General features: G+C 43.4%; 25 protein-coding genes. 23 read left to right on the top strand and 2 right to left on the bottom strand.

Annotation, left to right across the window (positions count from 1 at the left end):
* Positions 1-397: 397 nt before the first annotated feature.
* The 14 genes from BN3456_RS02660 to thiI all read left to right on the top strand — a co-directional run bounded on the left by BN3456_RS02660 (position 398) and on the right by thiI (position 15,768).
* Positions 398-1,672: a hypothetical protein gene (locus BN3456_RS02660; RefSeq protein WP_089982619.1), complete on the top strand. Its 1,275-nt coding sequence runs from the start codon at positions 398-400 to the stop codon at positions 1,670-1,672.
* A gap of 256 nt (positions 1,673-1,928) precedes the next feature.
* Positions 1,929-2,378: a MarR family winged helix-turn-helix transcriptional regulator gene (locus tag BN3456_RS02655; protein ID WP_089982618.1), complete on the top strand. Its 450-nt coding sequence runs from the start codon at positions 1,929-1,931 to the stop codon at positions 2,376-2,378.
* Positions 2,379-2,416: 38 nt separating this feature from the next.
* A complete protein-coding gene (locus BN3456_RS02650) occupies positions 2,417-4,831 on the top strand; it encodes an ABC transporter transmembrane domain-containing protein (RefSeq protein ID WP_089982617.1) in 2,415 nt (804 codons plus the stop codon).
* On the top strand, positions 4,824-6,668 hold the full coding sequence (locus tag BN3456_RS02645) for an ABC transporter ATP-binding protein (RefSeq protein ID WP_347457712.1): 1,845 nt from the start codon (positions 4,824-4,826) through the stop codon (positions 6,666-6,668). The genes BN3456_RS02650 and BN3456_RS02645 overlap by 8 nt, the downstream gene beginning before the upstream one ends.
* 119 nt (positions 6,669-6,787) lie before the next feature.
* Positions 6,788-8,131 (top strand): alanine/glycine:cation symporter family protein, encoded by a 1,344-nt coding sequence (locus tag BN3456_RS02640; RefSeq protein ID WP_089982616.1) that lies wholly within the window; start codon positions 6,788-6,790, stop codon positions 8,129-8,131.
* Positions 8,132-8,232: 101 nt separating this feature from the next.
* Positions 8,233-8,739 (top strand): cyclic pyranopterin monophosphate synthase MoaC, encoded by a 507-nt coding sequence (moaC, locus tag BN3456_RS02635; protein WP_089982615.1) that lies wholly within the window; start codon positions 8,233-8,235, stop codon positions 8,737-8,739.
* On the top strand, positions 8,699-9,196 hold the full coding sequence (gene mog / locus BN3456_RS02630) for a molybdopterin adenylyltransferase (RefSeq protein WP_089982614.1): 498 nt from the start codon (positions 8,699-8,701) through the stop codon (positions 9,194-9,196). Before moaC ends, mog begins: the two co-directional genes overlap by 41 nt.
* Positions 9,193-10,176: a GTP 3',8-cyclase MoaA gene (moaA, locus tag BN3456_RS02625; RefSeq protein ID WP_089982613.1), complete on the top strand. Its 984-nt coding sequence runs from the start codon at positions 9,193-9,195 to the stop codon at positions 10,174-10,176. Before mog ends, moaA begins: the two co-directional genes overlap by 4 nt.
* Before the next feature lie 2 nt (positions 10,177-10,178).
* The gene (locus BN3456_RS02620) at positions 10,179-10,607 is read left to right on the top strand and encodes an MOSC domain-containing protein (RefSeq protein WP_089982612.1); all 429 of its coding nucleotides are present in this window, start codon (positions 10,179-10,181) and stop codon (positions 10,605-10,607) included.
* Between the two features lie 29 nt (positions 10,608-10,636).
* The gene (locus BN3456_RS02615) at positions 10,637-11,539 is read left to right on the top strand and encodes a DMT family transporter (RefSeq protein ID WP_089982611.1); all 903 of its coding nucleotides are present in this window, start codon (positions 10,637-10,639) and stop codon (positions 11,537-11,539) included.
* 93 nt (positions 11,540-11,632) lie between these two features.
* The gene (prmA, locus tag BN3456_RS02610; protein WP_089982610.1) at positions 11,633-12,586 is read left to right on the top strand and encodes a 50S ribosomal protein L11 methyltransferase; all 954 of its coding nucleotides are present in this window, start codon (positions 11,633-11,635) and stop codon (positions 12,584-12,586) included.
* Between the two features lie 21 nt (positions 12,587-12,607).
* Complete coding sequence (locus BN3456_RS02605; protein WP_089982609.1) at positions 12,608-13,360, top strand: 16S rRNA (uracil(1498)-N(3))-methyltransferase; 753 nt, start codon at positions 12,608-12,610, stop codon at positions 13,358-13,360.
* A 42-nt stretch (positions 13,361-13,402) separates the two neighbouring features.
* Complete coding sequence (locus BN3456_RS02600) at positions 13,403-14,560, top strand: cysteine desulfurase family protein (protein WP_089982608.1); 1,158 nt, start codon at positions 13,403-13,405, stop codon at positions 14,558-14,560.
* A 23-nt stretch (positions 14,561-14,583) separates the two neighbouring features.
* Positions 14,584-15,768 carry a tRNA uracil 4-sulfurtransferase ThiI gene (gene thiI / locus BN3456_RS02595; RefSeq protein WP_089982607.1) on the top strand — a complete coding sequence of 395 codons (1,185 nt, stop codon included), beginning with the start codon at positions 14,584-14,586 and terminating at the stop codon, positions 15,766-15,768.
* Positions 15,769-15,828: 60 nt separating this feature from the next.
* Here the strand turns inward: thiI and BN3456_RS02590 are convergent, their stop codons facing one another.
* Positions 15,829-16,065: an HPr family phosphocarrier protein gene (locus BN3456_RS02590; RefSeq protein ID WP_089982606.1), complete on the bottom strand. Its 237-nt coding sequence runs from the start codon at positions 16,063-16,065 to the stop codon at positions 15,829-15,831.
* A 113-nt stretch (positions 16,066-16,178) separates the two neighbouring features.
* On the opposite strand from BN3456_RS02590, the gene mtaB reads away from it, so the two are divergent.
* The 8 genes from mtaB to BN3456_RS02550 all read left to right on the top strand — a co-directional run bounded on the left by mtaB (position 16,179) and on the right by BN3456_RS02550 (position 22,851).
* The gene (mtaB, locus tag BN3456_RS02585; protein WP_089982605.1) at positions 16,179-17,456 is read left to right on the top strand and encodes a tRNA (N(6)-L-threonylcarbamoyladenosine(37)-C(2))-methylthiotransferase MtaB; all 1,278 of its coding nucleotides are present in this window, start codon (positions 16,179-16,181) and stop codon (positions 17,454-17,456) included.
* A 136-nt stretch (positions 17,457-17,592) separates the two neighbouring features.
* Positions 17,593-17,856, top strand: coding sequence for an IreB family regulatory phosphoprotein (locus tag BN3456_RS02580; RefSeq protein ID WP_089982604.1), 264 nt, complete (start codon positions 17,593-17,595; stop codon positions 17,854-17,856).
* A gap of 5 nt (positions 17,857-17,861) precedes the next feature.
* Positions 17,862-18,314, top strand: coding sequence for a Holliday junction resolvase RuvX (gene ruvX / locus BN3456_RS02575; RefSeq protein ID WP_089982603.1), 453 nt, complete (start codon positions 17,862-17,864; stop codon positions 18,312-18,314).
* 12 nt (positions 18,315-18,326) lie between these two features.
* Entirely contained in the window at positions 18,327-18,587 is a 261-nt protein-coding gene (locus BN3456_RS02570; protein ID WP_089982602.1) for a DUF1292 domain-containing protein, read from the top strand.
* Positions 18,588-18,642: 55 nt separating this feature from the next.
* Entirely contained in the window at positions 18,643-19,104 is a 462-nt protein-coding gene (locus BN3456_RS02565; protein ID WP_089982601.1) for a Fur family transcriptional regulator, read from the top strand.
* 109 nt (positions 19,105-19,213) lie between these two features.
* On the top strand, positions 19,214-20,884 hold the full coding sequence (locus tag BN3456_RS02560) for a ribonuclease J (RefSeq protein WP_089982600.1): 1,671 nt from the start codon (positions 19,214-19,216) through the stop codon (positions 20,882-20,884).
* Between the two features lie 3 nt (positions 20,885-20,887).
* A complete protein-coding gene (locus BN3456_RS02555; RefSeq protein WP_089982599.1) occupies positions 20,888-21,568 on the top strand; it encodes an O-methyltransferase in 681 nt (226 codons plus the stop codon).
* Positions 21,569-21,627: 59 nt separating this feature from the next.
* Positions 21,628-22,851, top strand: coding sequence for a peptidase U32 family protein (locus BN3456_RS02550; RefSeq protein WP_089982598.1), 1,224 nt, complete (start codon positions 21,628-21,630; stop codon positions 22,849-22,851).
* A gap of 9 nt (positions 22,852-22,860) precedes the next feature.
* Here BN3456_RS02550 and sigK read toward each other — a convergent pair whose 3' ends face one another.
* The gene (gene sigK / locus BN3456_RS02545) at positions 22,861-23,478 is read right to left on the bottom strand and encodes an RNA polymerase sporulation sigma factor SigK (RefSeq protein WP_089982597.1); all 618 of its coding nucleotides are present in this window, start codon (positions 23,476-23,478) and stop codon (positions 22,861-22,863) included.
* On the opposite strand from sigK, the gene BN3456_RS16415 reads away from it, so the two are divergent.
* The gene (locus BN3456_RS16415) at positions 23,463-23,588 is read left to right on the top strand and encodes a hypothetical protein (RefSeq protein WP_278280257.1); all 126 of its coding nucleotides are present in this window, start codon (positions 23,463-23,465) and stop codon (positions 23,586-23,588) included. The two genes, sigK and BN3456_RS16415, sit on opposite strands and share 16 nt — an antisense overlap.
* Positions 23,589-23,791 lie beyond the last annotated feature (203 nt).

Raw genomic sequence — 23,791 nt, 5'->3', positions numbered from 1 at the left:
ATACCTCTCTGTTTTAATAAGATTTTTACTAACCGGCAAAGTCAGTAATCTTATTTTACACCGAGGTATTTTTTTCTCAACCTTCTTTCTTGGAATTCCTTATATTTTAATTATACAGGAAGCTCCTTCTTTGTTGTAAAGTTTAAAATAATAGTTTGTCATTTTTTACATAACTTTACATAGCTATTATACAACTATTGACAGAATTGTAAAGAAAAGGCAAACTAAAATATAGTAAACTTAAAAGTGAATAAATTTAATTATTTAAATAATCCATAATTTGACATACAAATAAATTGTTGGTATAATCCAAATTATTGATTAAAATAGTAGTATACGCGAAATAGTGCGTATTATTCGCTGATATTAACAAAGTTTCGGAAAAGGAGTGGACAGATTGCCAAATGAAGAAAAGATAAAAGTAGGAATTGGATTTGCGACAGGGCGTAAAACCTTTCGGAAGGTTTTGAAAACTAATATTTTGAGCTGGCGTGAGGGCGGGGTGGCAGAGAATGAGAATATTAGTCTGAACCTGTTTGTAGCTTATGATTTAAAGTATGAGAATACCAAGGTGACAGACTATACTAATATTCCGCAGCACTTGCTTAGGGACTTTGACAGTACCTTTTTTCTGGGAAAGACAGCGATAAATAGTGAAATTCGGAGTCTGGCAGATACTGGGGTTCTATCCCCGGATGAAGCACAGCTGTTCTTTCGGGGAGGATATGCGGGACAGCGGAATATGGTACTTTACTGGGCTGTCAAGGAGCAGATGGATTACCTGCTGTTTCTGGATGATGATGAGTATCCTATGGCAGTTACGAATACCCGTGACTGGGCAGTCTGGAGCGGACAGCATGTTCTGCGTTCTCATCTCAAGTATATGCTGGACACCGGAGCAAACATTACGAATGGATATCATTGTGGATACATTTCCCCGATCCCTTCTATTGAATTTAGCAATCAATTAACAAAAGAAGATTTTCAGGTTTTTATTGAGGCAATCAGCAATGACATTGTTAATTGGGAATCACTGGAAGTTTTGATGCGTCAGGGCGGTGTCACTTATGCAGAGCCGTCAATATTGACAGGCAGTGGGTGCGGAGAAATTCCTTTGATTAATAAGTGCAGGTTTATTTCGGGATCTAATCTCTGTATCAACTTGAAAGACCGTGCCCGGGTGCATCCCTTTTATAACCCGCCCGGTGCCAGAGGGGAAGACACGTTCTTAAGCACCCTGTTGGGGGACAGTAAAGCATTTAAGGTACCCTGCTATACTTTTCACGATGGTTTTGCTGCATATGATCAATTGATGGACGGTGTGCTGCCAATCCGCCTCAGACCGGTCTGTACAGATATGGATTTTGTAATACAGCGTTTCCAAAGAGCCTGTGTAGGTTGGGTGCGTTATAAGCCGCTGCTGCTTTATCTTACCCAGAAGGATACATATGAAAGCCGGATTGACAATATGCGTCTCCAGCTGGCAGCAACTCTGCCGAAGATTGCCTCTTATCTGGGGCGTGAGGACTTTACGGATATTTCCAGGGAACTGGAATGTTATCATCAAAATGTAGAGCTGCACGCTATGCAGTTCCGGAAAACCATTGAAGTATGGGAGAAATTGCTTTCCTGGCTGGAAGGCAAACAAAAAAGCCTGTTGGATCGGCAATGATACAGCGAGTTGTTGAGAGAGTCCAGTACACCGGACTCTTTTTTTTAATGTCATATCTTTCACTCTGTGCTCACATAATGTTAGTTTACTAAGCTAATTAAAATAACGGCAATATTGTTAAAAAACTGTGAAAATTATAAAAGTGTATTGATATATTTATAGAATACTACTAATATATCCGTTAGACATCTAATTAAATTGCTTTAGCGAAATGTTTAGAGACTTTGAAATTCAGAGGTCGGGGAAGGAGGAAAAAATGGATTGCGATATTAATCGTGTCCCCACTATAGGTCTCATGAGCCGGGTTATGCACATGAGTATGGAACAGATAAGGGTTCTCTTTGAACAGTATGATTTAAAACCAGGTCAGGCAGGTATCTTGTTTATGTTAGATCATAAAGGGGAAATGTCTCAGCGCGAGATGGCAGCTTTGATGAGTGTTACACCGCCGTCTATAACTACAGCTATCCAGAAGATGGAGAAGCTGGGGTTTATTAAACGCAGACTGGACGACAAGGATCAGAGAATCATGCGCCTCAGCTTGGAGGAGAAGGGGAGAAAGTGCGTTAAGTATACCAAAGAAGTAGCAATGAAAATGGATGAAATTCTTTTCAGGGATATGAGCCAGGAGGAGATAATGCTGTTTCGCAGGCTGCTCTTACAGATGCAGAAGAATCTGAAAGTGGCAGACGACTCTCCGACTTAAATTATTAGACAGAATATGAATACAGAAAGGGATATACTATGAAGAATTTATTTAAGTATATTGGGGAAAACTGGAAGGCTATGATTGCAATCCTGGCAGTACTCATTATACAGGCATATTGTGATTTGTCGCTTCCCGGCTATACCTCCGATATTGTAAATGTGGGGATTCAGCAGGGCGGCATTGATGAATCTATACCGGATGCGCTGACCCGGGATGATATGGATAGGCTCCTGCTGTTTGTTGAAAGTAAGGATGCCGACACAGTAAAAGATGCATATGAACTGACAGACACAGGCTATGACTATGATGGCCCGGTGTACGTTTTGAAGAATACAGCGGCGGAAGATGAAGATAAGATTTCCGAGTTGTCTGATATTCTTGGAAAACCAATGTTATTTGTTACCGGAATTGAGTCCGGGAGTGATGTAACAACAAAGCTTGAAGACTCCATGAAGAAGAATATAAAGACATCAATTACTGAGCAGGCACAGAAAAAAATGGATGAAGCCGCGGCCCAGATGACTGATGAGCAGAAAGCTGCGCTGTCAGCAAGCCCTGAACTTGCCGAGAAGCAGGCTGAGGCTGAGAATCAGGCCCGGGCCCAGATAGATGATCAGCTCAAAAAAGTTGACGCTGCGGATATGTATGAGTTATTTGAAATGATTCCGGATGGACAGCGTACAGAAGTGATAGAGAAGATAGAGGACAAACTCGCTGATATGCCTAATGCAATGATAGACCAGGCAGCAACTGTATACATTAAGGATGCATATAAGAATCTGAACATGGACACAGATAAGCTGCAGAATCATTATCTTCTGTCAACAGGGGGCAAGATGATGAGCCTTGTGTTTCTTGGAATGATTGCTAATATTTTGGTTGGTTTTATGGCATCCCGGGTAGGAGCCTCAACAGGACGCAGGATGAGGGCCAGAGTATTTAATAAAGTAGTAGGATTCTCTAACAACGAATTTGATAAATTCTCTACAGCCTCACTGATTACAAGGAGTACGAACGATATTCAGCAGGTGCAGCTTCTGACGGTTATGCTGCTTCGGATGGTACTGTATGCGCCCATTATGGCCATCGGCGGTATTTATAAGGTGTTCCATACAAATGTTTCCATGTCATGGATCATTGGACTTGCGGTTGTGCTGATTTCTCTGGTAGTTTTAGTCCTTTTTACGGTGGCAATGCCCAAGTTTAAAGTGTTACAGAATTTAGTAGACAAATTGAATCTGGTAACGAGAGAGATACTGACAGGTCTCCCGGTTATCCGTGCTTTCTCCACAGAGAGGCATGAAGAAGAGCGTTTTGACACAGCTAATAAAAATCTGACAAGAACCCAATTGTTTGTAAACCGCGCAATGACTTTTATGATGCCGGTTATGATGCTGGTTATGAACGGAATTGCTGTGCTGATCGTGTGGACCGGAGCTCATGGAGTCAATGACGGACAGATGCAGGTAGGAGATATGATGGCATTTATACAGTATACAATGCAGATTATTTTCAGCTTTCTAATCTTGAGCATGATTTCCGTTATGCTTCCCAGAGCGGCGGTGTCAGCAAACCGTATTGATGAAGTACTGAAAAGTGAGACACTGATCCGGGATCCTGAAAAACAGAAAGAACTGCCGGAAAAAACCAAGGGAGTTCTCAGGTTCGACCATGTATCCTTCCGCTACCCGGGAGCAAATGAGGATGTGCTTCACGATATTGATTTTGAGGCAGAACCGGGACAGACAACAGCAATTATCGGAAGTACAGGAAGCGGCAAATCAACGCTGGTAAATCTGATCCCTAGGTTTTATGACGTAACGGAAGGCAGCATCACATTGGATGGAATTGATATCCGTGATGTAACTCAGCATGATCTGCGTGACAAATTGGGATATGTACCGCAAAAAGGAGTCCTGTTTTCCGGAAATGTAGCTTCAAATATTATGTACGGCAACCCACAGGGGAACGAAACTGAGATGATAGAGGCAGCCGAAATAGCGCAGGCTGTAGAATTTATTGACGAGAAGCCTCAAAAATACGAAAGCCCGATTTCCCAAGGTGGAAATAATGTGTCCGGCGGGCAGAAACAGCGTTTATCCATTGCAAGGGCTGTTGCAAAACACCCCGATGTCTTTATTTTCGATGACAGTTTTTCTGCATTGGACTATAAAACGGACGTTACCCTGCGGAAAGCACTGAAGGAGAAGACGGCAGACAGCACCGTATTGATTGTTGCACAGCGTATCAGTACCATTTTGCATGCAGAGCAGATTATTGTCCTGGATGACGGTGAAATTGCGGGAATAGGGACGCATCAGGAACTACTGAAAAATTGCAAAGTATACCGGCAAATAGCAGAATCTCAGCTTTCGCAGGAGGAAATAAAAGAAGGAATGGAAGAGGCTTATACAGATCATGCGGGAAAGGAGGCCGGCAGTCATGAGTAGTGAGAAAAAAACACCAACTAGAAGAATGGGCGGACCTGCGGGCCGCATGGCTCCGGGAGAAAAGGCAAAGGATTTTACCGGGACTTTGAAAAAACTGATTTCCTATATGGGAAAATATAAAATTCAACTAATCTTTGTTGTTATATTTGCCATCGGCGGAACCGTATTTGATATTGTCGGTCCTAAAATTCTCGGAAAGGCAACGACAGAGATTTTTAATGGACTGGTGAACAAAGTATCCGGCGGAGACGGCATGAATTTTGGAAAAATCGGACGGATCCTCATATATACTCTAAGTTTATATCTTATCAGTGCACTATGTTCCTTTGTACAAGGATATTTGATGACAGGAATGTCACAGAAGATGACATATCGGCTGAGAAAGGAAATATCCGGCAAAATCAACCGGATGCCGATGAACTATTTTGATAAAAGAACACATGGTGAAGTCCTTTCCCGTGTAACAAATGATATTGATACATTGGGACAGAGCCTGAATCAGAGCGCAACGCAGCTGATTACATCCATCACCTCTATCATAGGTGTGTTTGTGATGATGCTGACAATCAGTCCGCTGATGACGGGTGTGACACTTCTTATACTTCCTCTTTCTGCAGTGTTTATTTCTGTGGTTATGAAACATTCTCAGAAATACTTTCGCGGACAGCAGGAATATCTAGGAGAGGTAAATGGCCAGGTGGAAGAAGTCTATGGCGGACATAATATTGTCAGGGCCTTTAATAAGGAAAAAGATGTACTGGCAGAGTTTGAAGAAACAAATAACAAGCTATATGATTCTGCATGGAAATCCCAATTTATATCCGGTATTATGATGCCTATTATGCAATTTATAGGAAATCTGGGTTATGTTGTAGTGGTTATCCTGGGAGGTTATCTTGCGGCTAAGAAGACCATTGAAGTCGGAGATATCCAGTCCTTTACCCAGTATGTAAGGAGATTTACCCAGCCAATTCAGCAGCTGGCACAGGTATCAAACCTGCTGCAGTCCACGGCAGCGGCTTCTGAACGTGTGTTTGAGTTTCTAGAAGAAGAGGAAGAAGATCAGACTGCAGAAAATCCGGTATCTGTAGAAAACCTCGAAGGCAACGTAGAATTTGATCATGTGCACTTTGGATATAATGAAGACAAACTCATTATCAATGATTTTTCGACAAAAGTGCATGAAGGTCAGAAGATTGCTATTGTAGGGCCTACCGGAGCCGGAAAAACAACAATGATTAAGTTGTTAATGCGTTTTTATGATGTAAATACCGGGGCCATACTTGTGGACGGGCATGACATCAGAGACTTTAACAGGAGCGAACTGCGCCAGATGTTTGGAATGGTGCTTCAGGATACATGGCTGTTCCATGGAACCATAAAAGACAATATACGCTATGGGAAGCTAGATGCAACAGATGATGAAGTTATAGAGGCAGCAAAGGCAGCCCATGTTCATCGCTTTGTCCAGACTCTTCCCGGCGGATACGATATGGAACTGAATGAAGAAGCAAGCAATATATCTCAGGGCCAGAAGCAGCTGCTGACCATTGCGAGAGCTATCCTGGCAGATCCGAAAATACTGATACTGGACGAAGCGACAAGTTCAGTAGATACCAGAACAGAGGTACAGATACAAAAAGCCATGGATAACCTGATGAAGGGAAGAACCAGCTTTGTAATCGCACATCGTCTCTCCACCATACGGGATGCCGACCTGATACTCGTCATGAAAGACGGAGATATCGTAGAACAGGGAAATCATGAAGAACTCATCAGGAAAAATGGGTTCTACGCAGAATTATATAATTCACAGTTTGAGAAGGCAGCAAGTTAAAGATAAGTAAAAAGGCCTGACATGTAGAACAGCATGTCAGGCCTTCCCTTTGTAAATATAATGATAAAGTAAGCAAGGTTTTCATATATATAAATTGACATTTATTTACGGAGTTAAATATGGAATCAATCTTACAAATAATAAAATCAATAACCGGATATTTATGGGGCATGCCAATGCTGATAATTCTTCTGGGGACTCACTTATATTTTACTGTCCGGCTTGGCTTTATCCAACGGAACATTCCGAAAGGAATTCGGCTCAGTCTTTCAAAAAAGGAAATGGGAGACAATGGTATTTCGCCTTTTTCTGCGCTGGCGACAGCGTTGGCTGCAACCATAGGTACCGGGAATATTATAGGTGTTTCAGCAGCCATAGCAATTGGGGGGCCGGGAGCAGTGTTCTGGTGCTGGATGACAGGAGTACTTGGTATCGCAACCTGTTATGCTGAGTGCTTTCTGTCTGCCAAATATAAAGTGAAAGGTCCAGACGGTTCTTACACAGGTGGACCTATGTACGTTATGGAGAAGGTGCTCCATCAAAAAAGTGCAGCAGTGATATTTGCAGTAAGTACCATTCTTGCCTCCCTGGGCATGGGAAGCAGTGTCCAGGCTCATTCTATACGTGCAGCGGTGCAGGTGCAATATCCGGCATCCTCCTCTATAATCGGAATAGTGGCAGCATTTCTTGTGGGGGCCGTAATACTTGGAGGAGCAAAGCAAATTTCGAAAGTGTGTACATATCTGGTTCCCCTCATGAGCTTTTTTTTCTTTGGAGGCTGCCTGCTTTTAATCTGGTTAAACAGAGCCTATCTGGGAGCGGCGTTTGGGGTTATTTTACAATCCGCTTTTACTTCAAAATCGGTTTTCGGAGGACTTGCCGGAACCGTTGTGATGGTGGGAATGCGGACGGGAATCTCGAAAGGACTTTTTACAAATGAAGCGGGACTGGGATCTATTCCTATGACTGCGGCGGCATCCAGAATAGAATGCCCTGTGAAGCAGGGTCTGATTTCCATGACAGGTCCGTTCTGGGATACCGTTGTAATGTGTGCAATCACTGGAGTAGCCATTGTAAGCAGTATGCTTCGGGCACCGGATGTATATGCAAAAGCGGCGGACGATCAGCTATGCTTTCTGGCTTTCGACGGACTGCCCTTTAACGGCAGCATGCTGCTTTCCATATCATTGGTGCTTTTCGCATATGCATCTATCATAGGATGGAGCTATTACGGAGAATGTGCGGCGCAGTACCTCTGGGGAAAAGAAAAAATTCTTCCATATAGAATCGCATACATAGCAGCAGTATACTTCGGAGCAGTCATGTCGCTGGATGCTGTCTGGACAGTATCGGACTTATTCAACGCCTTTATGGCATTGCCCAATATATTGTGTGTCTGGATGCTCAGAAAAGTAATTATACAAGAAACCAGGAGCGGGATAAACACAAAAATCAATTGTTGAAAATATAGGCTATAAAAGCTTTTCGGATTTACAAAAAGCGGCTCCTTGTGCTAGAATAAGAGAGCAAGTTATATTGGCAAATAACAAGGGGGGAATCATGTATGGGGTTAACGCATTTTGATGAAAACGGAAAGGCTGTCATGGTGGATGTGACCGAGAAAGCAGACACTGTTCGCGAGGCCACAGCCACAGGCAGGATTGTTGTAAATAAAGAGGTGTATGATGCCATATGTGCAGGCACCATAGGAAAGGGTGATGTGCTGGGGGTCGCTACCATAGCGGGGATTATGGGAGCAAAGAGGACAGCAGAGCTGATTCCCATGTGTCACATTCTTCCTATTACAAAGTGCAAAGTGACTTTTGAGATGCTGCCCCAAGCGTACGCAATTCAGTGCTACTGTACTGTAAGAGTAACTGGAAAGACCGGGGTGGAGATGGAGGCCCTGACGGGGGTCAGCACAGCACTTCTAACGGTGTACGATATGTGCAAGGCATTGGACAAGTCTATGGAAATCAAGGAAATTTATTTGTGCCGGAAGACCGGCGGAAAGAGTGGAGATTACCGCCATGAAAAAAAGATGGAAAACAGCAATCATAACGCTCAGTGACAAAGGCTATGCCGGGGATAGAGAGGACAAAAGCGGACCTCTCATCCGAAAGATGTTAGAGGAGGCGGGCTATGAAGCGGCTGAGATGATTCTGCTCCCCGATGAACAGCGGATGATTGAGGAAAAATTAATAGAACTCTGCGATAAAAAGCATATGGATTTGATTCTGACTACAGGCGGGACAGGCTTTTCACCCAGAGACTGTACACCGGAAGCGACCTTTGCGGTTGCAACCAGGAATGCACCGGGGATTGCCGAGGCCATGCGTTATGCATCCCTTCAGATTACCCCAAGGGCAATGCTGAGCCGGGCAGCGTCTGTTATCCGGAATCAGACATTGATTGTAAACCTTCCGGGAAGTCCAAAGGCAGTGAAAGAAAACCTGGAGTGTATTATGGAGTCACTTCCGCATGGACTGGAGATTATGAAGGGTATGACAGGAGAGTGTGGGTCATGATAGACCAATACAATAGAAAAATTGAATATTTAAGAGTATCGGTAACAGATCGGTGCAATCTTCGTTGCGTATACTGTATGCCCAAAGACGGGATAGAACAGGTGGCTCACAGCGACATATTGTCTTACGACGAAATTATAAGAATATGCCGAGTTTGTGCCGGCGAAGGGATATCGAAGATTAAACTGACCGGAGGGGAACCGCTGGTCAGGAAAGATTTAGCTGAACTGCTTCACAGGCTGAAAGAAATGGAAGGGATTGACCAAGTGACGCTGACGACAAACGGAGTGCTTTTGGCGGATCAGATTGCAGATCTCACAAGAGCAGGGCTGGATGCCGTGAACATCAGCCTGGATACGTTGAATCCCGATCAGTATAAAGCAATTACAAGGCGGGATGAATTTGATAAAGCCTGGCTCGGACTTAAGACAGCTTTGAAGTATCCGAATATCTCCGTAAAGGTGAATTGCGTCATTCTCCCGGGAATTAATGAATCGCAATGGATTCCGCTTGCGGGAATGGCCAGGGAAAGCCATGTGAATGTCCGCTTCATTGAAATGATGCCCATAGGACTTGGCAAGTCCTATCCGGGCAGCAGTCAGCAGGAAGTGCTGGAAAGGCTGGAAGAAGTTTATGGAAAGTCAGAGGTTTTGTCTGGCAGGTTTGGCAACGGCCCGGCGGTTTATATCGGATTCCCGGACTTTTGCGGAAAGATAGGGTTTATCAGTGCGATTTCTCACCAGTTTTGCGGAGACTGTAACAGAGTACGCCTGACAGCAGAAGGATTTTTAAAACCCTGTTTACAATATTCCACAGGAGAAGATTTGAGAAAGCTGCTGCGGGATGGTATAGAGGATAAGGATCTGAAGGATGTAATTAGAAGAGTGATATTTGAAAAACCCCGGTGTCATCAGTTTTCTGCTGAAAAAGATGCAGAAGACAATCTGGAGCAGAAACAAATGTCAAGTATCGGAGGTTGATTATGGGAAAAGTAATTGCTGTCTGTACAAGTCCTGAAAAGGGGACGCAGAAAAAGAACATAGGTGAAGCAGTATTTATAGAAGATTATGGTATAGAGGGCGATGCCCATGCAGGAAAATGGCACAGGCAAGTGAGCCTGCTGTCCTATGACAAGATCGAGGATTTCCGCAAAAGAGGGGCTGAGGTTGAAGATGGCGCTTTTGGAGAAAATCTCGTTGTAGAAGGGATTGATTTTAAGACGCTCCCTATAGGTACACGCCTTAGGTGCAAGGACGTAATTCTTGAAATGACTCAGATTGGGAAAGAGTGCCATCACGGATGTGCCATATTTCAGAAAATGGGGGATTGTATTATGCCCCGGGAAGGTGTGTTTTCGAAAGTAATCAAAGGTGGAGTGATTAAAGCCGGAGATATGCTGGAAGTGATGTAAATCACCAAACATATAAGGAATGAGTTTAAATGACACAAGATAAAATACTAAAAATGAAAGGCTGTATTTTTGCGTTTTTGGCGGGGGCACTATGGGGCATTACCAGCCCTGTGGCACAGTTTTTGTTTGACAGCAAAGGGATTGTTGCAAAGTGGCTTGTGCCATATCGTCTGCTTACGGCAGGTGTGCTGCTGCTCATATATACAGGATTAAAAAAACAGGGGATTACCAAGGTCTGGAAGCAGAGGAAGGATGCTTTCAGACTTGTAATATTCGGCATATTCGGAATGATGGGGATGCAGTACACTTTTTTCGCTGCTGTGCAGGAGATGAATGCCGGAACGGCAACAATCTTTCAATATCTGAATCCGGCAATACTAATTGTGTTTTATGCAGTGGTTCATAATGTCCTGCCGAGCAGGAAGGAAACAGTATCTGTGATTGTGGCCGTGACCGGTATTATGATTGTGGCGACACACGGTGACTTTTCAACTCTTATGGTTTTACCCAAGGGTCTTATTCTGGGAATCATGCTGGCGGTAATCACCTGCATTTATGGGGTTCTGCCGGTGCCTCTCCTGAAGAAATATTCTGCGGAAGCGGTTAGCGCCTGGGGGATGATTATCGGAGGTACAGTACTGATGCTTGCAGCCCAGCCATGGAAAATGCAGGTGACGATTGACTTTCAGGTGAGCCTTGCGTTTATTGTGATCGTTGTATTCGGGACAGTTCTGCCTTTTGGTTTTTATCTTATCTCGGTGAAGTATGCGGGTCCTGTTTATGCAGGACTGTTTTCCAGTATTGAGCCAATTGCGGCAACAGTGGTTGCAGCTGTTTTTCTGGGAACAACATTTGCAAAGATGGACATTGTGGGGTTTGTACTAGTACTGTCCACATTGTTTATATTGGCTATTCCCGATAAAACACAGTAGGTTTAATAAGCCGCGGCAGACTTAAAAAATGTTGCATGCGTGAGGAAAAAGTTATATAGTGAACGTTAAGACTGTTTCGGGAGGAAAAGAAAAATGAGATGGAATAAATTTCGGTTGAAAACAACAACAGAGGCAGAAGATATTGTCAGCAGTATGCTGATGGATTTGGGTATTGATGGGGTGGAAATAGAAGATAAGATTCCTCTTACACAGTCTGACAAAGAGCAGATGTTTGTGGACATTCTTCCCGAGACAGAAGCTGATGACAAAGTGGCTTATTTAAGTTTTTATACGGAAGAGGATGCCGATATGGAGCAGATTCTAAAAGACATTAAAAGAGAGCTGAAACAAATGTCTGCTTACGTGGATGTGGGAGAGTGCCTGATTGAAGAATCTCAGACAGAGGACGTGGACTGGGTAAATAATTGGAAGCAGTATTTTCACCAGTTTTATGTAGACGACATACTGATTATTCCTTCCTGGGAAGATGTAGCACCTGAGGACAGTGATAAACTGGTGATTCACATTGATCCGGGGACTGCTTTCGGCACGGGTATGCACGAAACAACCCAGCTCTGTATCCGTCAGCTCCGGAAATATGTAACTTCCGGACATAAGATTCTGGATGTGGGATGCGGCAGCGGTATTTTGGGCATGCTGGCACTGAAATTTGGAGCAGCCTATTCTGTAGGTACAGATTTAGACCCTTGTGCAATCGATGCTGCCCATGATAATATGGAAGTCAACGGGATTTCGCAGGACTGCTACGAAGTACTTATCGGAAATATTATTGATGATAAAGCAATTCAGGACGAGGTGGGTTATGCCCGGTATGATATTGTTGTGGCAAATATTTTGGCAGATGTGCTGACAGAACTGACACCGGTTATTGTAAATCAGATGAAAACAGGCGGCATGTACATTACGAGCGGCATTATTGATGATAAAGAAAAGACGGTTGTAAATGCAGTAGAGAAGGCAGGACTGGAGGTCTTGGAAGTGACATACCAGGGCGAATGGGTGTCTGTGACCGCAAGAAAGAATTAGTGTAGTAAAAGGAGGGTTAAGATGCATCATTTTTTTGCGGAGCCGTCCCGGATTAAGGATAAAACTATATATGTGGAGGGTACAGACGTAAACCATATGAGAAATGTACTCCGCATGAAGCCTGGAGAACAGGTGAAAATAAGTGACGGACAGGGAAAGGAGTATCTCTGTGAGGTCGGCCGGTATGAAGAAAAATGCGCTATCCTTAACATTGTGTCATCCGGTAGAGGCCGGACAGAACTTCCTTCCAGGATATTTCTGTTTCAGGGACTGCCTAAAAGTGATAAGATGGAACTGATAATTCAAAAGGCTGTGGAGCTTGGCGTATATCAGATTATTCCCACTCTGACAAAACGTACGGTTGTAAAACTGGATAAAAAAAAGGCCGATAAGAAAATAGAACGCTGGAGCCAGATTGCACTAAGTGCGGCAAAACAATCGGGCCGCAGCATGATTCCGGAGGTAAGGCCGATTATGACTTTTAAAGAAGCGCTGAAGTATGCACAGAAAATGAATGTTGTGCTGATACCCTATGAAAAAGCAGAAGGGATGGAACAGACCGGGGAGATTATTTCTTCTCTGCGCCCGGGGCAGGATGTAGGCGTTTTTATAGGCCCTGAAGGCGGATTTGAAGAAGAAGAAGTTGAAAAGGCGATTCAGTCAGGGGCAAATTCCATCACTTTGGGGAGACGGATTTTAAGGACCGAGACTGCAGGATTTGCCGTACTGTCTATCTTAATGTACCAGCTGGAAAGTGTCACTGTCTCGCCCTAAGCATAATTTAGTAGTAAGAAAGTATAAAGGAAAATTGGTATTATGGAAGTATATTTAGATAATTCAGCGACTACCAGGTGTTACCCGGAAGTTGGGAATTTGGTTTATAAAGTGATGTGTCTGGACTACGGCAATCCGTCCTCCATGCACAGAAAGGGTGTGGAGGCAGAACACTATGTAAGGGAATCAAAAGATAGGCTGTCAAAGATATTAAAAGTGAACCCAAAAGAAATCTTTTTTACCTCGGGTGGAACAGAAAGCGACAATCTGGCATTGATCGGCTCTGCAAGAGCAAACAGAAGATCCGGCAACCACTTGATAACCACGGCCATTGAGCATCCTGCCATATTGAATACAATGCGGTATCTGGAAGAGGCGGAAGGCTTCCGGGTGACCTATCTTCCGGTGGATACAAACGGAAGAGTAAAGCTGGAGGCTTTAAAAAAAGCGTTGTGCCAAGATACAATTCTCGTTTCAATTATGTATGTCAATAATGAGGTGGGATCTGTGCAGCCGGTGGATGAGGCGGTACAGATTGTCAAAAGATACAATCCGTCCATTTTGTTCCATTCAGATGCAGTGCAGGGATTTGGAAAATATCATATTTACCCTAAAAGACAGGGGATAGATATGCTTTCCGTCAGCGGGCATAAGATTCATGGACCAAAGGGTATCGGATTTATTTACATGAATGAAAAAACAAAGATAAAACCTATTATTTTTGGAGGGGAACAACAAAAGAATATCCGTTCAGGGACAGAAAATGTACCGGGTATTGCGGGCATGGGCCTTGCGGCGGAGATGATATACCAGGATATGGACATGAAAGTGGCACTGATGCGTGATCTGAAATCTCACTTCCTGGAGGGGTTATCTAAAATTGAGAACACAGCGGTTCACGGACTGACCGATGAGAACAGTGCACCTCATATTATTAGTGTGGGGGTTGCGGGAATCCGCAGTGAAGTGCTCCTGCATGCTCTGGAAGATAAGGGCATCTACGTTTCTTCCGGTTCTGCATGTGCCTCCAATCATCCGGCGGTCAGCGGAGTGTTAAAGGGTATCGGGGCGGCCGAAGAATATCTGGACGCAACGCTAAGGTTCAGTATGTCAGAGCTTACGACAAAGGAAGAAATTGACTATACGCTGGAGACGTTATATAATTGTATTCCGATGCTGAGAAAATATACGAGAAGGTAGAAGCTATACAAAGGAGACCATATATGAGATTTCATTCATTTCTAATAAAATACGGCGAAATCGGCATAAAGGGAAAGAACAGATATCTGTTTGAAGATGCTCTTGTCCGCCAGATTCGGTTTTCGTTAAAAGACGTAGATGGTGATTTTTATGTCCATAAGGCACAAGGAAGAGTGTATGTGGAATGTAACGGTGCGTACGATTACGAGGAGACTGTAGAAGCTCTTAAGAGAGTGTTTGGCATTGTAGGCATCTGCCCGGTTGTGCGGGTGGAGGATCGGGGCTTTGAACAGCTTTCAAAAGATGTTGTCTCGTACATGGAAGGAATGTATCCGGAGGGAAATCAGACCTTTAAGGTGGAGGCAAGGAGAAGTAAGAAGCAGTATCCCATGAACTCAATGGAAATCAATTCCGAGTTGGGGGACGTCATTTTGGATGCGTTTTCCGGGATGAAAGTGGATGTACACAATCCTGAGATTCGGCTGAATGTGGAGGTTCGGGAAGAAATCTATCTGTACTCAGAGACTATTCCCGGCCCCGGCGGAATGCCGGTGGGGACCAACGGGAGCGCTATGCTGCTTCTCTCAGGCGGTATTGACAGTCCGGTTGCAGGCTATATGATTGCGAAGCGTGGTGTGCAGCTCCATGCAACATACTTCCACGCACCTCCGTATACCAGCGAACGCGCAAAAGAGAAGGTAGTAGATTTGGCCAGGCTTGTTTCCAGGTATGCAGGACCAATACAGCTTCACGTAGTAAATTTTACGGATGTTCAACTTTACATCTATGAAAAGTGTCCTCATGAGGAATTAACGATTATTATGCGCCGCTACATGATGTTGATAGCCGAGCATTTCGCAAAAGAAAATCACTGTCTTGGACTTATTACAGGAGAGAGTATCGGACAGGTGGCTAGCCAGACCATGCAGAGCCTTGCAGCTACAAATGCAATATGTACACTGCCGGTCTACCGTCCATTGATAGGCTTTGATAAGCGCGAGATCGTAGAGGTTGCAGAAAAAATAGATACATTTGAGACCTCGATTCAGCCTTTCGAAGATTGCTGCACTATATTCGTTGCAAAGCATCCGGTGACAAAGCCGAACCTGGAAAGAATTGAGAAGTCTGAAAGAAACCTGGAAGAGAAGATTGATGAACTAGTTAAGACTGCCATCCAGACTGCCGAGATTATAACAGTAGAACAATAAAGAGAAAAGGACAGTAAAAAAGAGTCTGGACTGCCAGACTCTGCATTTCATAAGCTGCACTTATTTGATAATGTATTGATCTAATGCGGCAAGAATGGTATCTATTGCATTATCTTCAGCGTGGATATTTAATTCAATTGGTTTTGAAAGATCCAGACTGAAAATACCCATGATTGATTTGGCGTCTATTACATATCTCCCGGAAACTAAATCAAAGTCATTGTCAAATTTTGTGATTTCGTTTACAAATGATTTTACCTTATCGATGGAATTTAAAGAAATCTGTACCGTTTTCATTGTATATTCCCTCCTTAATGTGTGTTAGTCAAGGCATTTTGCCTTATGTATATTTTACGGGAAGAGAGTTTAAAAGTCAAGGAACAAAGCTGGAAAAAAACAGGAGATTAATTATGAAAAAAGTAGCACTGCATAATCTTGGCTGCAAAGTAAATGCTTATGAGACGGAGGCCATGCAGGAAATGCTGGAAACAGCCGGATATAAGATTGTTCCCTTTAAAGAGGGGGCGGATATCTATATTATCAACACCTGCACTGTGACGAACATTGCGGACCGCAAATCCAGACAGATGCTTCACCGGGCAAGAAAAATGAATCCTCAGGCACTTGTTGTTGCTGCGGGCTGCTACGTGCAGACTCAGGAGGAGCCGGATCCGTGTATAGATGTTGTGATTGGAAACAATAAAAAGCAGGATTTACTTTCCATTTTGGAAGAATATGACTATGATAAGGATACCATTATTGATATCAACCATACAAAACAATATGAGAATCTGCACCTTTCCAGAACGGGTGAGCATACGAGGGCTTATATTAAAGTACAGGATGGCTGCAACCAGTTTTGCTCTTACTGTATTATCCCTTATGCGAGAGGAAGAGTCAGAAGCCGTGTCAAGGATGACGTGATTGAGGAAGTGAAGCGGCTTGCACAGAATGGATACCAGGAGGTGGTTCTCACAGGAATTCATCTCAGTTCCTATGGCATAGATTTTAAGGATGACGAAGAAAATCTGTTGTCCTTAATACAGGCGGTGCATAACGTAGAGGGAATCAGCAGAATCCGTTTGGGGTCACTGGAACCACGGATTATTACGGAAAAGTTCGTGCAGACTATCTCGACGCTGCCGAAGATGTGCCCTCATTTTCACCTGTCGCTGCAAAGTGGCTGCGATGATACGCTAAAAAGGATGAATCGCCGGTATACAAGCGGAGAATATTATGAAAAATGCACTCTGCTCAGAAAATATTTCGATAATCCGGCACTCACAACAGATGTGATAGTCGGGTTTCCCGGGGAGACTGATGAAGAATTTGAGGAGTCTAAAGCATTTATTGAAAAAGTGGGTTTTTATGAGACTCATGTGTTTAAGTACTCTAAAAGACAGGGAACAAAAGCAGCCGTTATGGAGGAACAGATCCCTGAACAGACAAAGGCCGGGAGAAGCGATATTCTTCTTGCTCTCCATGAGAAGGGGCGGCAGGCATACGAAAAAAGCTTCGTTGGAAAGGAAGTTGAAGTGCTTGTAGAAGAAAGCGTGGAGATCGGAGGGGAAATTATGCAGATCGGTCACACGCGGGAATACATGAAAGCTGCACTGAAGACAAAAGAAAACTTACAGAATCATATAGTAAAAGTACAAATTGAAAATGATTTACAAATTATACATTGAATTTTAGGCGGGTTTATATTAGAATTGATGGTAGGCAGATAACATGGGTTGCTTGTTACAGCTCAGCCATAAGCCGGATGATGCTTAGGCCGAACTATAACAAACATAAGAAAACATACAAAACGGAGGAGAAGTAATGAGCGATTTAAGCAACACCCAATTCTTTCAAGTTGAACCGGGCCCGCAGATTTCCGCCAGGGATATTCTGGAGATCGTGTTTAAGGCATTGAAGGAGAAGGGATATAATCCGGTGAATCAGATTGTCGGTTATATCATGTCCGGTGATCCTACGTACATCACAAGCTTTAACGGCGCCAGAAGTCTTGTGATGAAAGTGGAAAGGGACGAGCTTGTAGAAGAATTGTTAAAAGCGTATATAAGCCATAATTCGTGGGAATAATATATATGCGGATAATTGGACTTGACTATGGTACGAAGACCGTGGGTGTGGCAATCAGTGACGCACTTAGTCTCACTGCCCAGGGAATTGAAACGATTCAGAGAAAAGAGGAAAATAAGCTTCGGCGTACTCTGGCACGTATAGAGGAGCTGATTTCCGAATATAATGTAGATAAGATTGTACTTGGTTTTCCAAAGCATATGAATAATGATATTGGAGAGCGCGCACAAAAATCTTTGGAATTTCGCGACATGCTGATCAGGCGTACCGGGCTGGAGGTTATTATGTGGGATGAGCGGCTCACAACTGTGGAAGCAGAGCGGGTTCTGATTGAGAGCAACGTCAGACGGGAGAACCGCAAGAAGTATATCGATAAGATTGCAGCGGTATTCATCCTGCAGGCTTATCTGGATTCTGAACATTTGAAGAAGGAAAGCCGGAAGGAGCCGGAAGGCTAAGAGGATATTTCTATGGAAAAAATTAAGTTTACCTTTGAAGATACGGGTGAAGCAGAAGAATTTTTTGTACTGGAACAGACAAAGATTAACGAGAATGTATACATATTGGTTACAGACTCGGAAGAAGACGACGCAGAGTGTATGATTTTGAAGGATACATCTTTCCCCGATGACAAGGAAAGTGTATATGAGATTGTTGACGACGACAGGGAACTTATGGCAGTTGTCGATGTTTTTGAAGAGTTGTTGGAAGACGTAGATATTGAAATGTAAAGTCTTAGGATTTTTACAATAAATTAACTTGCTGCAAATGAAGTGGAGTATAGCGATGGAACAGGAAAGGGTACAGAAGCTGCTGAATGACAAGCTAAAAGAAAAGGGACTAAAAGTAACGCAGCAGAGAATATTGGTTTTACAGACCCTGGCAGACAGAAGCGGCAGACACATGACGGCCGAAGAGATTTATGAGCTGATAAGGGAGAAGTATCCCGAGATTGGACTGGCTACTGTTTATCGTACTTTACAGCTGTTCCTTGAAATACAGCTTGTGGACAGTATTAACCTGGATGATGGATGTGTCAGATATGAGATCGGACATATGTTTGAAGGCGAAATGAAACACAATCATCATCACCTGATATGCAGATCATGCGGAAAAGTTTTCCCATTTGAAGATGATTTTCTGGATGAACTGGAGAATCATATTGAAGAAGCTACAGGTTTTCATGTACTGAATCATAAGTTGAAATTTTACGGACTATGTAAAGATTGCCTCAATAAAAGCAAATAATCCGTCTTTATTTTAAAAGAAAGAATGTGATTGAATCTGATGGACGGAGGATTGCTGTTATTTTCATGCGCAAAAGCAGGTACATAAAACACATGGAGGTGTAGAATTATTGAAAAAACAAAATGAAGGAAAAATAAGGATTGTCCCTCTCGGAGGTTTGGAGCGAATAGGGATGAATATTACTGCCTTTGAATTTGAGGACAGTATTATTGTTGTAGACTGCGGGCTTGCGTTCCCGGAGGATGACATGCTGGGTATCGATCTGGTGATACCGGATGTGACATATTTGAAAGATAATATAGATAAAGTAAAGGGATTTGTTATTACTCATGGACATGAGGATCATATCGGGGCACTTCCCTATGTATTGAAAGAAATCAATATTCCGATATATACAACAAAGCTGACTATGGGAATTATTGAGAATAAGCTTAAAGAGCACAATTTGCTGCGGAGCACTAAGAGGAAAGTCGTGCGTCATGGACAATCCATCAATTTGGGAAAGTTCAGAATAGAATTTATTAAGACGAATCACAGTATTCAAGATGCATCGGCACTTGCTATTTATTCACCGGCAGGGATTATAGTGCATACAGGTGACTTTAAAGTGGACTATACGCCGGTATTTGGTGATGCCATTGATCTGCAGCGTTTCGCAGAAATCGGAAAGAAAGGCGTACTGGCCTTAATGTCTGACAGTACAAACGCAGAGCGTAAAGGGTTTACTCCGTCCGAGAAGACTGTCGGGAGGGCTTTTGATCAGATTTTTACAGAACATCAGGATACCCGCCTTATTATTGCAACATTTGCATCTAATGTGGACAGGGTGCAGCAGATTATCAACACGGCATATAAATATGGGCGTAAGGTGGTTGTAGAAGGCCGGAGCATGGTAAATATTATAGCCACGGCGTCCGAGCTGGGCTATCTGAATGTGCCGGAGAATACTCTGATCGAAATCGATAAGATGAAGAATTATCCGCCGGAGAAGATGGTACTTATTACCACAGGAAGCCAGGGAGAGTCTATGGCAGCCCTGTCACGCATGGCGGCAGATATACACCGCAAGGTGACAATTCAGCCAAATGACACAATAATTTTCAGCTCCAATCCGATTCCGGGAAATGAAAAATCTGTCTCTCATGTGATCAATGAACTTTCGGCAAAGGGAGCAAATGTGATCTTCCAGGATGTCCATGTATCAGGACATGCCTGCCAGGAAGAGCTAAAACTGATATATTCCCTTGTAAAGCCCAAGTATGCGATTCCGGTGCACGGTGAATACCGCCATTTGAAAGCTAATGCGGCTGTGGCTGAATCACTTGGGATTCCGAAAGAGAACATCTTCATCATCCGGTCAGGAGATGTGATGGAGATTAGTCAGGATGAGGCAAAGGTTGTAGACAAGGTGCACACAGGAGCAATTCTGGTGGACGGTCTTGGAGTAGGAGATGTAGGAAATATTGTACTCAGGGACAGGCAGCATCTGGCAGAGGATGGAATTTTGATTGTGGTCCTGACTCTGGAGAAGGGGACAAATCGTCTGCTGGCGGGCCCGGATATTGTATCAAGAGGATTTGTTTACGTGCGTGAGTCGGAGGCCCTTATGGAAGATTCTCGTAAAGTGGTATCCGATGCGCTGGACAAGTGTCTGTCGGGCAAACATGCGGACTGGAATAAGATTAAGCTGGTGATCCGTGATACACTAAATGACTATATCTGGAAAAAGACCAAGAGACGTCCTATGGTGATTCCGATCATTATGGATGTAGAAGGATAAATTATGATAGTCGATGAACGTATTACTACATTCATCAATTCATTAGATACAGAGAACAGTGAAATATTGGAAGCTATAGAGAGGGAAGCATTGGACAAATATGTCCCAATTATCAGAAAAGAAATGCAGAGCTTTCTAAAAGTGCTTTTAATGATACAAAAACCTATGTGCGTCCTCGAAGTGGGGACGGCCGTAGGTTTCTCTGCGTTATTGATGAGTGAATACGCCCCTGAGGGGTGTGAGATTACAACAATTGAAAAATATGAAAAAAGAATTCCTGTTGCCAGAGAAAATTTTCGCAGAGCCGGCAGGGAAGATCAGATTACTCTGTTAGAAGGGGATGCGCTGGAGGTGCTTAAAGGTCTGACAGGATTTTATGATTTTATCTTTATGGATGCAGCTAAGGGCCAGTATATTCACTATATGCCGGAAGTTCTGCGGCTTCTGAAAGACGGAGGAACACTTGTTTCTGATAATGTGCTGCAGGACGGGGACATTATAGAATCCCGCTTTGCGGTGGAACGCAGAAACCGGACCATTCATGCACGTATGAGGGAATATTTGTATGAGCTAAAGCACCATGAAGATTTGGTGACATCTATTATCCCTCTGGGAGATGGTGTGGCCATCAGTACAAAGAAAGAGAATTACCCTAGGCATACCTGTATGGCCATTCGGCCATGAAAGGAGAAATACCCCAGGGCATACCTGTATGGCCATTCGGCCATGAAAGGAGAAATTATATGGGAAGACACCCAGAACTTTTAATTCCGGCAAGCAGCCTGGAAGTATTAAAAACAGCGGTCATCTTTGGAGCAGACGCTGTATATATCGGTGGGGAGGCGTTCGGTCTCAGAGCAAAGGCAAAGAACTTCTCTATGGAAGATATGAAACAGGGAATAGCATTTGCACATGAACACGATGTAAAAGTGTATGTCACGGCAAATATTCTGGCCCATAACCAGGATTTGGCGGGAGTTCGTGCGTATTTTCAAGAACTTAAAGAGATAAAACCGGATGCCCTGATTATTGCCGATCCGGGAGTTTTTGATATTGCAGCGGAGGTTTGTCCTGAGATTGAAAAGCACATCAGTACACAGGCAAATAATACCAACTACGGAACCTACAATTTCTGGTACCGCCAGGGTGCAAGCCGTGTGGTGACTGCCAGAGAGCTATCTCTGGTGGAAATCAGGGAAATCCGTGCAAATATTCCAAAAGACTTGGAGATAGAGACATTTGTCCATGGAGCAATGTGCATTTCTTACTCCGGCAGATGCCTGCTGAGCAACTACTTTACCGGCAGGGACGCCAACCGTGGGGCATGTACGCATCCATGCCGCTGGAAATATTCGGTAGTGGAGGAGACCAGGCCCGGCGAGTATATGCCGGTGTATGAAAATGAGAGGGGAACCTACATTTTCAATTCCAAGGATCTCTGTATGATAGAGCATATTCCGGAGTTACTGGAATCGGGTATTGACAGTCTAAAGGTGGAGGGACGCATGAAGACAGCCCTTTATGTGGCGACGGTAGCCAGAACGTACCGGAAGGCTATTGATGATTATCAGCAGGATCCAGAACTTTATAGGAAAAACATGCCATGGTATCTGGAGCAAATATCCAACTGTACCTACCGACAGTTTACCACAGGATTTTTCTTTGGAAAACCGGATGAAACTACACAGATATATAACAATAACACTTATGTGAAAGAGTACACGTATCTGGGGATAGTAGGTGGGGAAAAGGACAGTATGTACCAGATAGAACAGAGAAATAAATTCTCTGTAGGCGAAAGAATCGAAATTATGAAGCCGGATGGTACCAATGTAGAGACAGAGGTGCGCCGGATTGTCAATGAAGATGGAGAATCTCAGGAAAGCGCACCTCATCCCAAACAGGTGTTGTACATTGAATTAGGCGAAAAAGCTCAGTGGGGAGATATACTGCGGAGAAAAGCATAGCGGGATTTTTTAAAAAAATTCCCGCAACTTTTCTACAGCACTCTTTTCTATGCGGGAAACGTAGGAACGGGAAATACCAAGCTGCCTTCCGATTTCTTTTTGCGTATATTCTTCACCGTTATACAGTCCATAACGCATTTTCAGAACAAGCCGCTCCCGAAGGGAGAGTTCACTTTCCACTTTTTCATACAATTTTTGTATATTTTCTTTGAGGTAAATTTTTTCAGGGACATCTGTTTCATCTGCTTCAATAATGTCATACAATTTAATCTCATTGCCTTCTCTGTCGGTTCCGATAGGCTCGTATAAAGAAATTTCTTTATTGGTCTTTTTTCTGGCTCTTAAGTACATAAGAATCTCATTTTCTACGCACTTGGATGCATAGGCAGCAAGCCGGTTTCCTTTTTTCGGATTAAAGGTTACGACAGCCTTGATTAATCCTATGGTTCCGATTGATATCAGGTCTTCCGGATCTTCATCCAGGTACTGATATTTTTTAATGACATGTGCAACGAGCCGCAGATTTCGTTCGATTAAGATATGTTTTGCCTGAAGGTCACCCTCTGTATATTTTTGCATGTAATATTTTTCTTCAGCTGGAGTGAGGGGGGTTGGGAAAGATTTCAAGAAGAGCACCTCTAAGCACATTTGATATAGTCTATGTGGAAATTGCGGAAATTGTGCTTTTCCATCGAAAAAAAGGACATGAGGGCGAGCTTGGCAAGGGCGGTTTGTGAATATTTTTTCCTTACAAACGGTTGATAAGAATTGATTGACACAACTACTTATGTGGGATAATATATGTTTTAAGAAGACGGGCTGACATGAAATAAATATGTCCATCATTCTCCTGGAAAGTCTTTTCCGGAATTATCAAATCAGGCCGAATCGGCCATGTTTTTCAAACTATTTATGAGGACAGGATTGCATATGTCCTCCG

The sequence above is a fragment of the Clostridium sp. C105KSO13 genome, from assembly GCF_001517425.1.
Classification (GTDB): Bacteria; Bacillota; Clostridia; order Lachnospirales; family Lachnospiraceae; genus Muricomes.
This window is presented reverse-complemented; position numbering and strand designations above follow the sequence as displayed.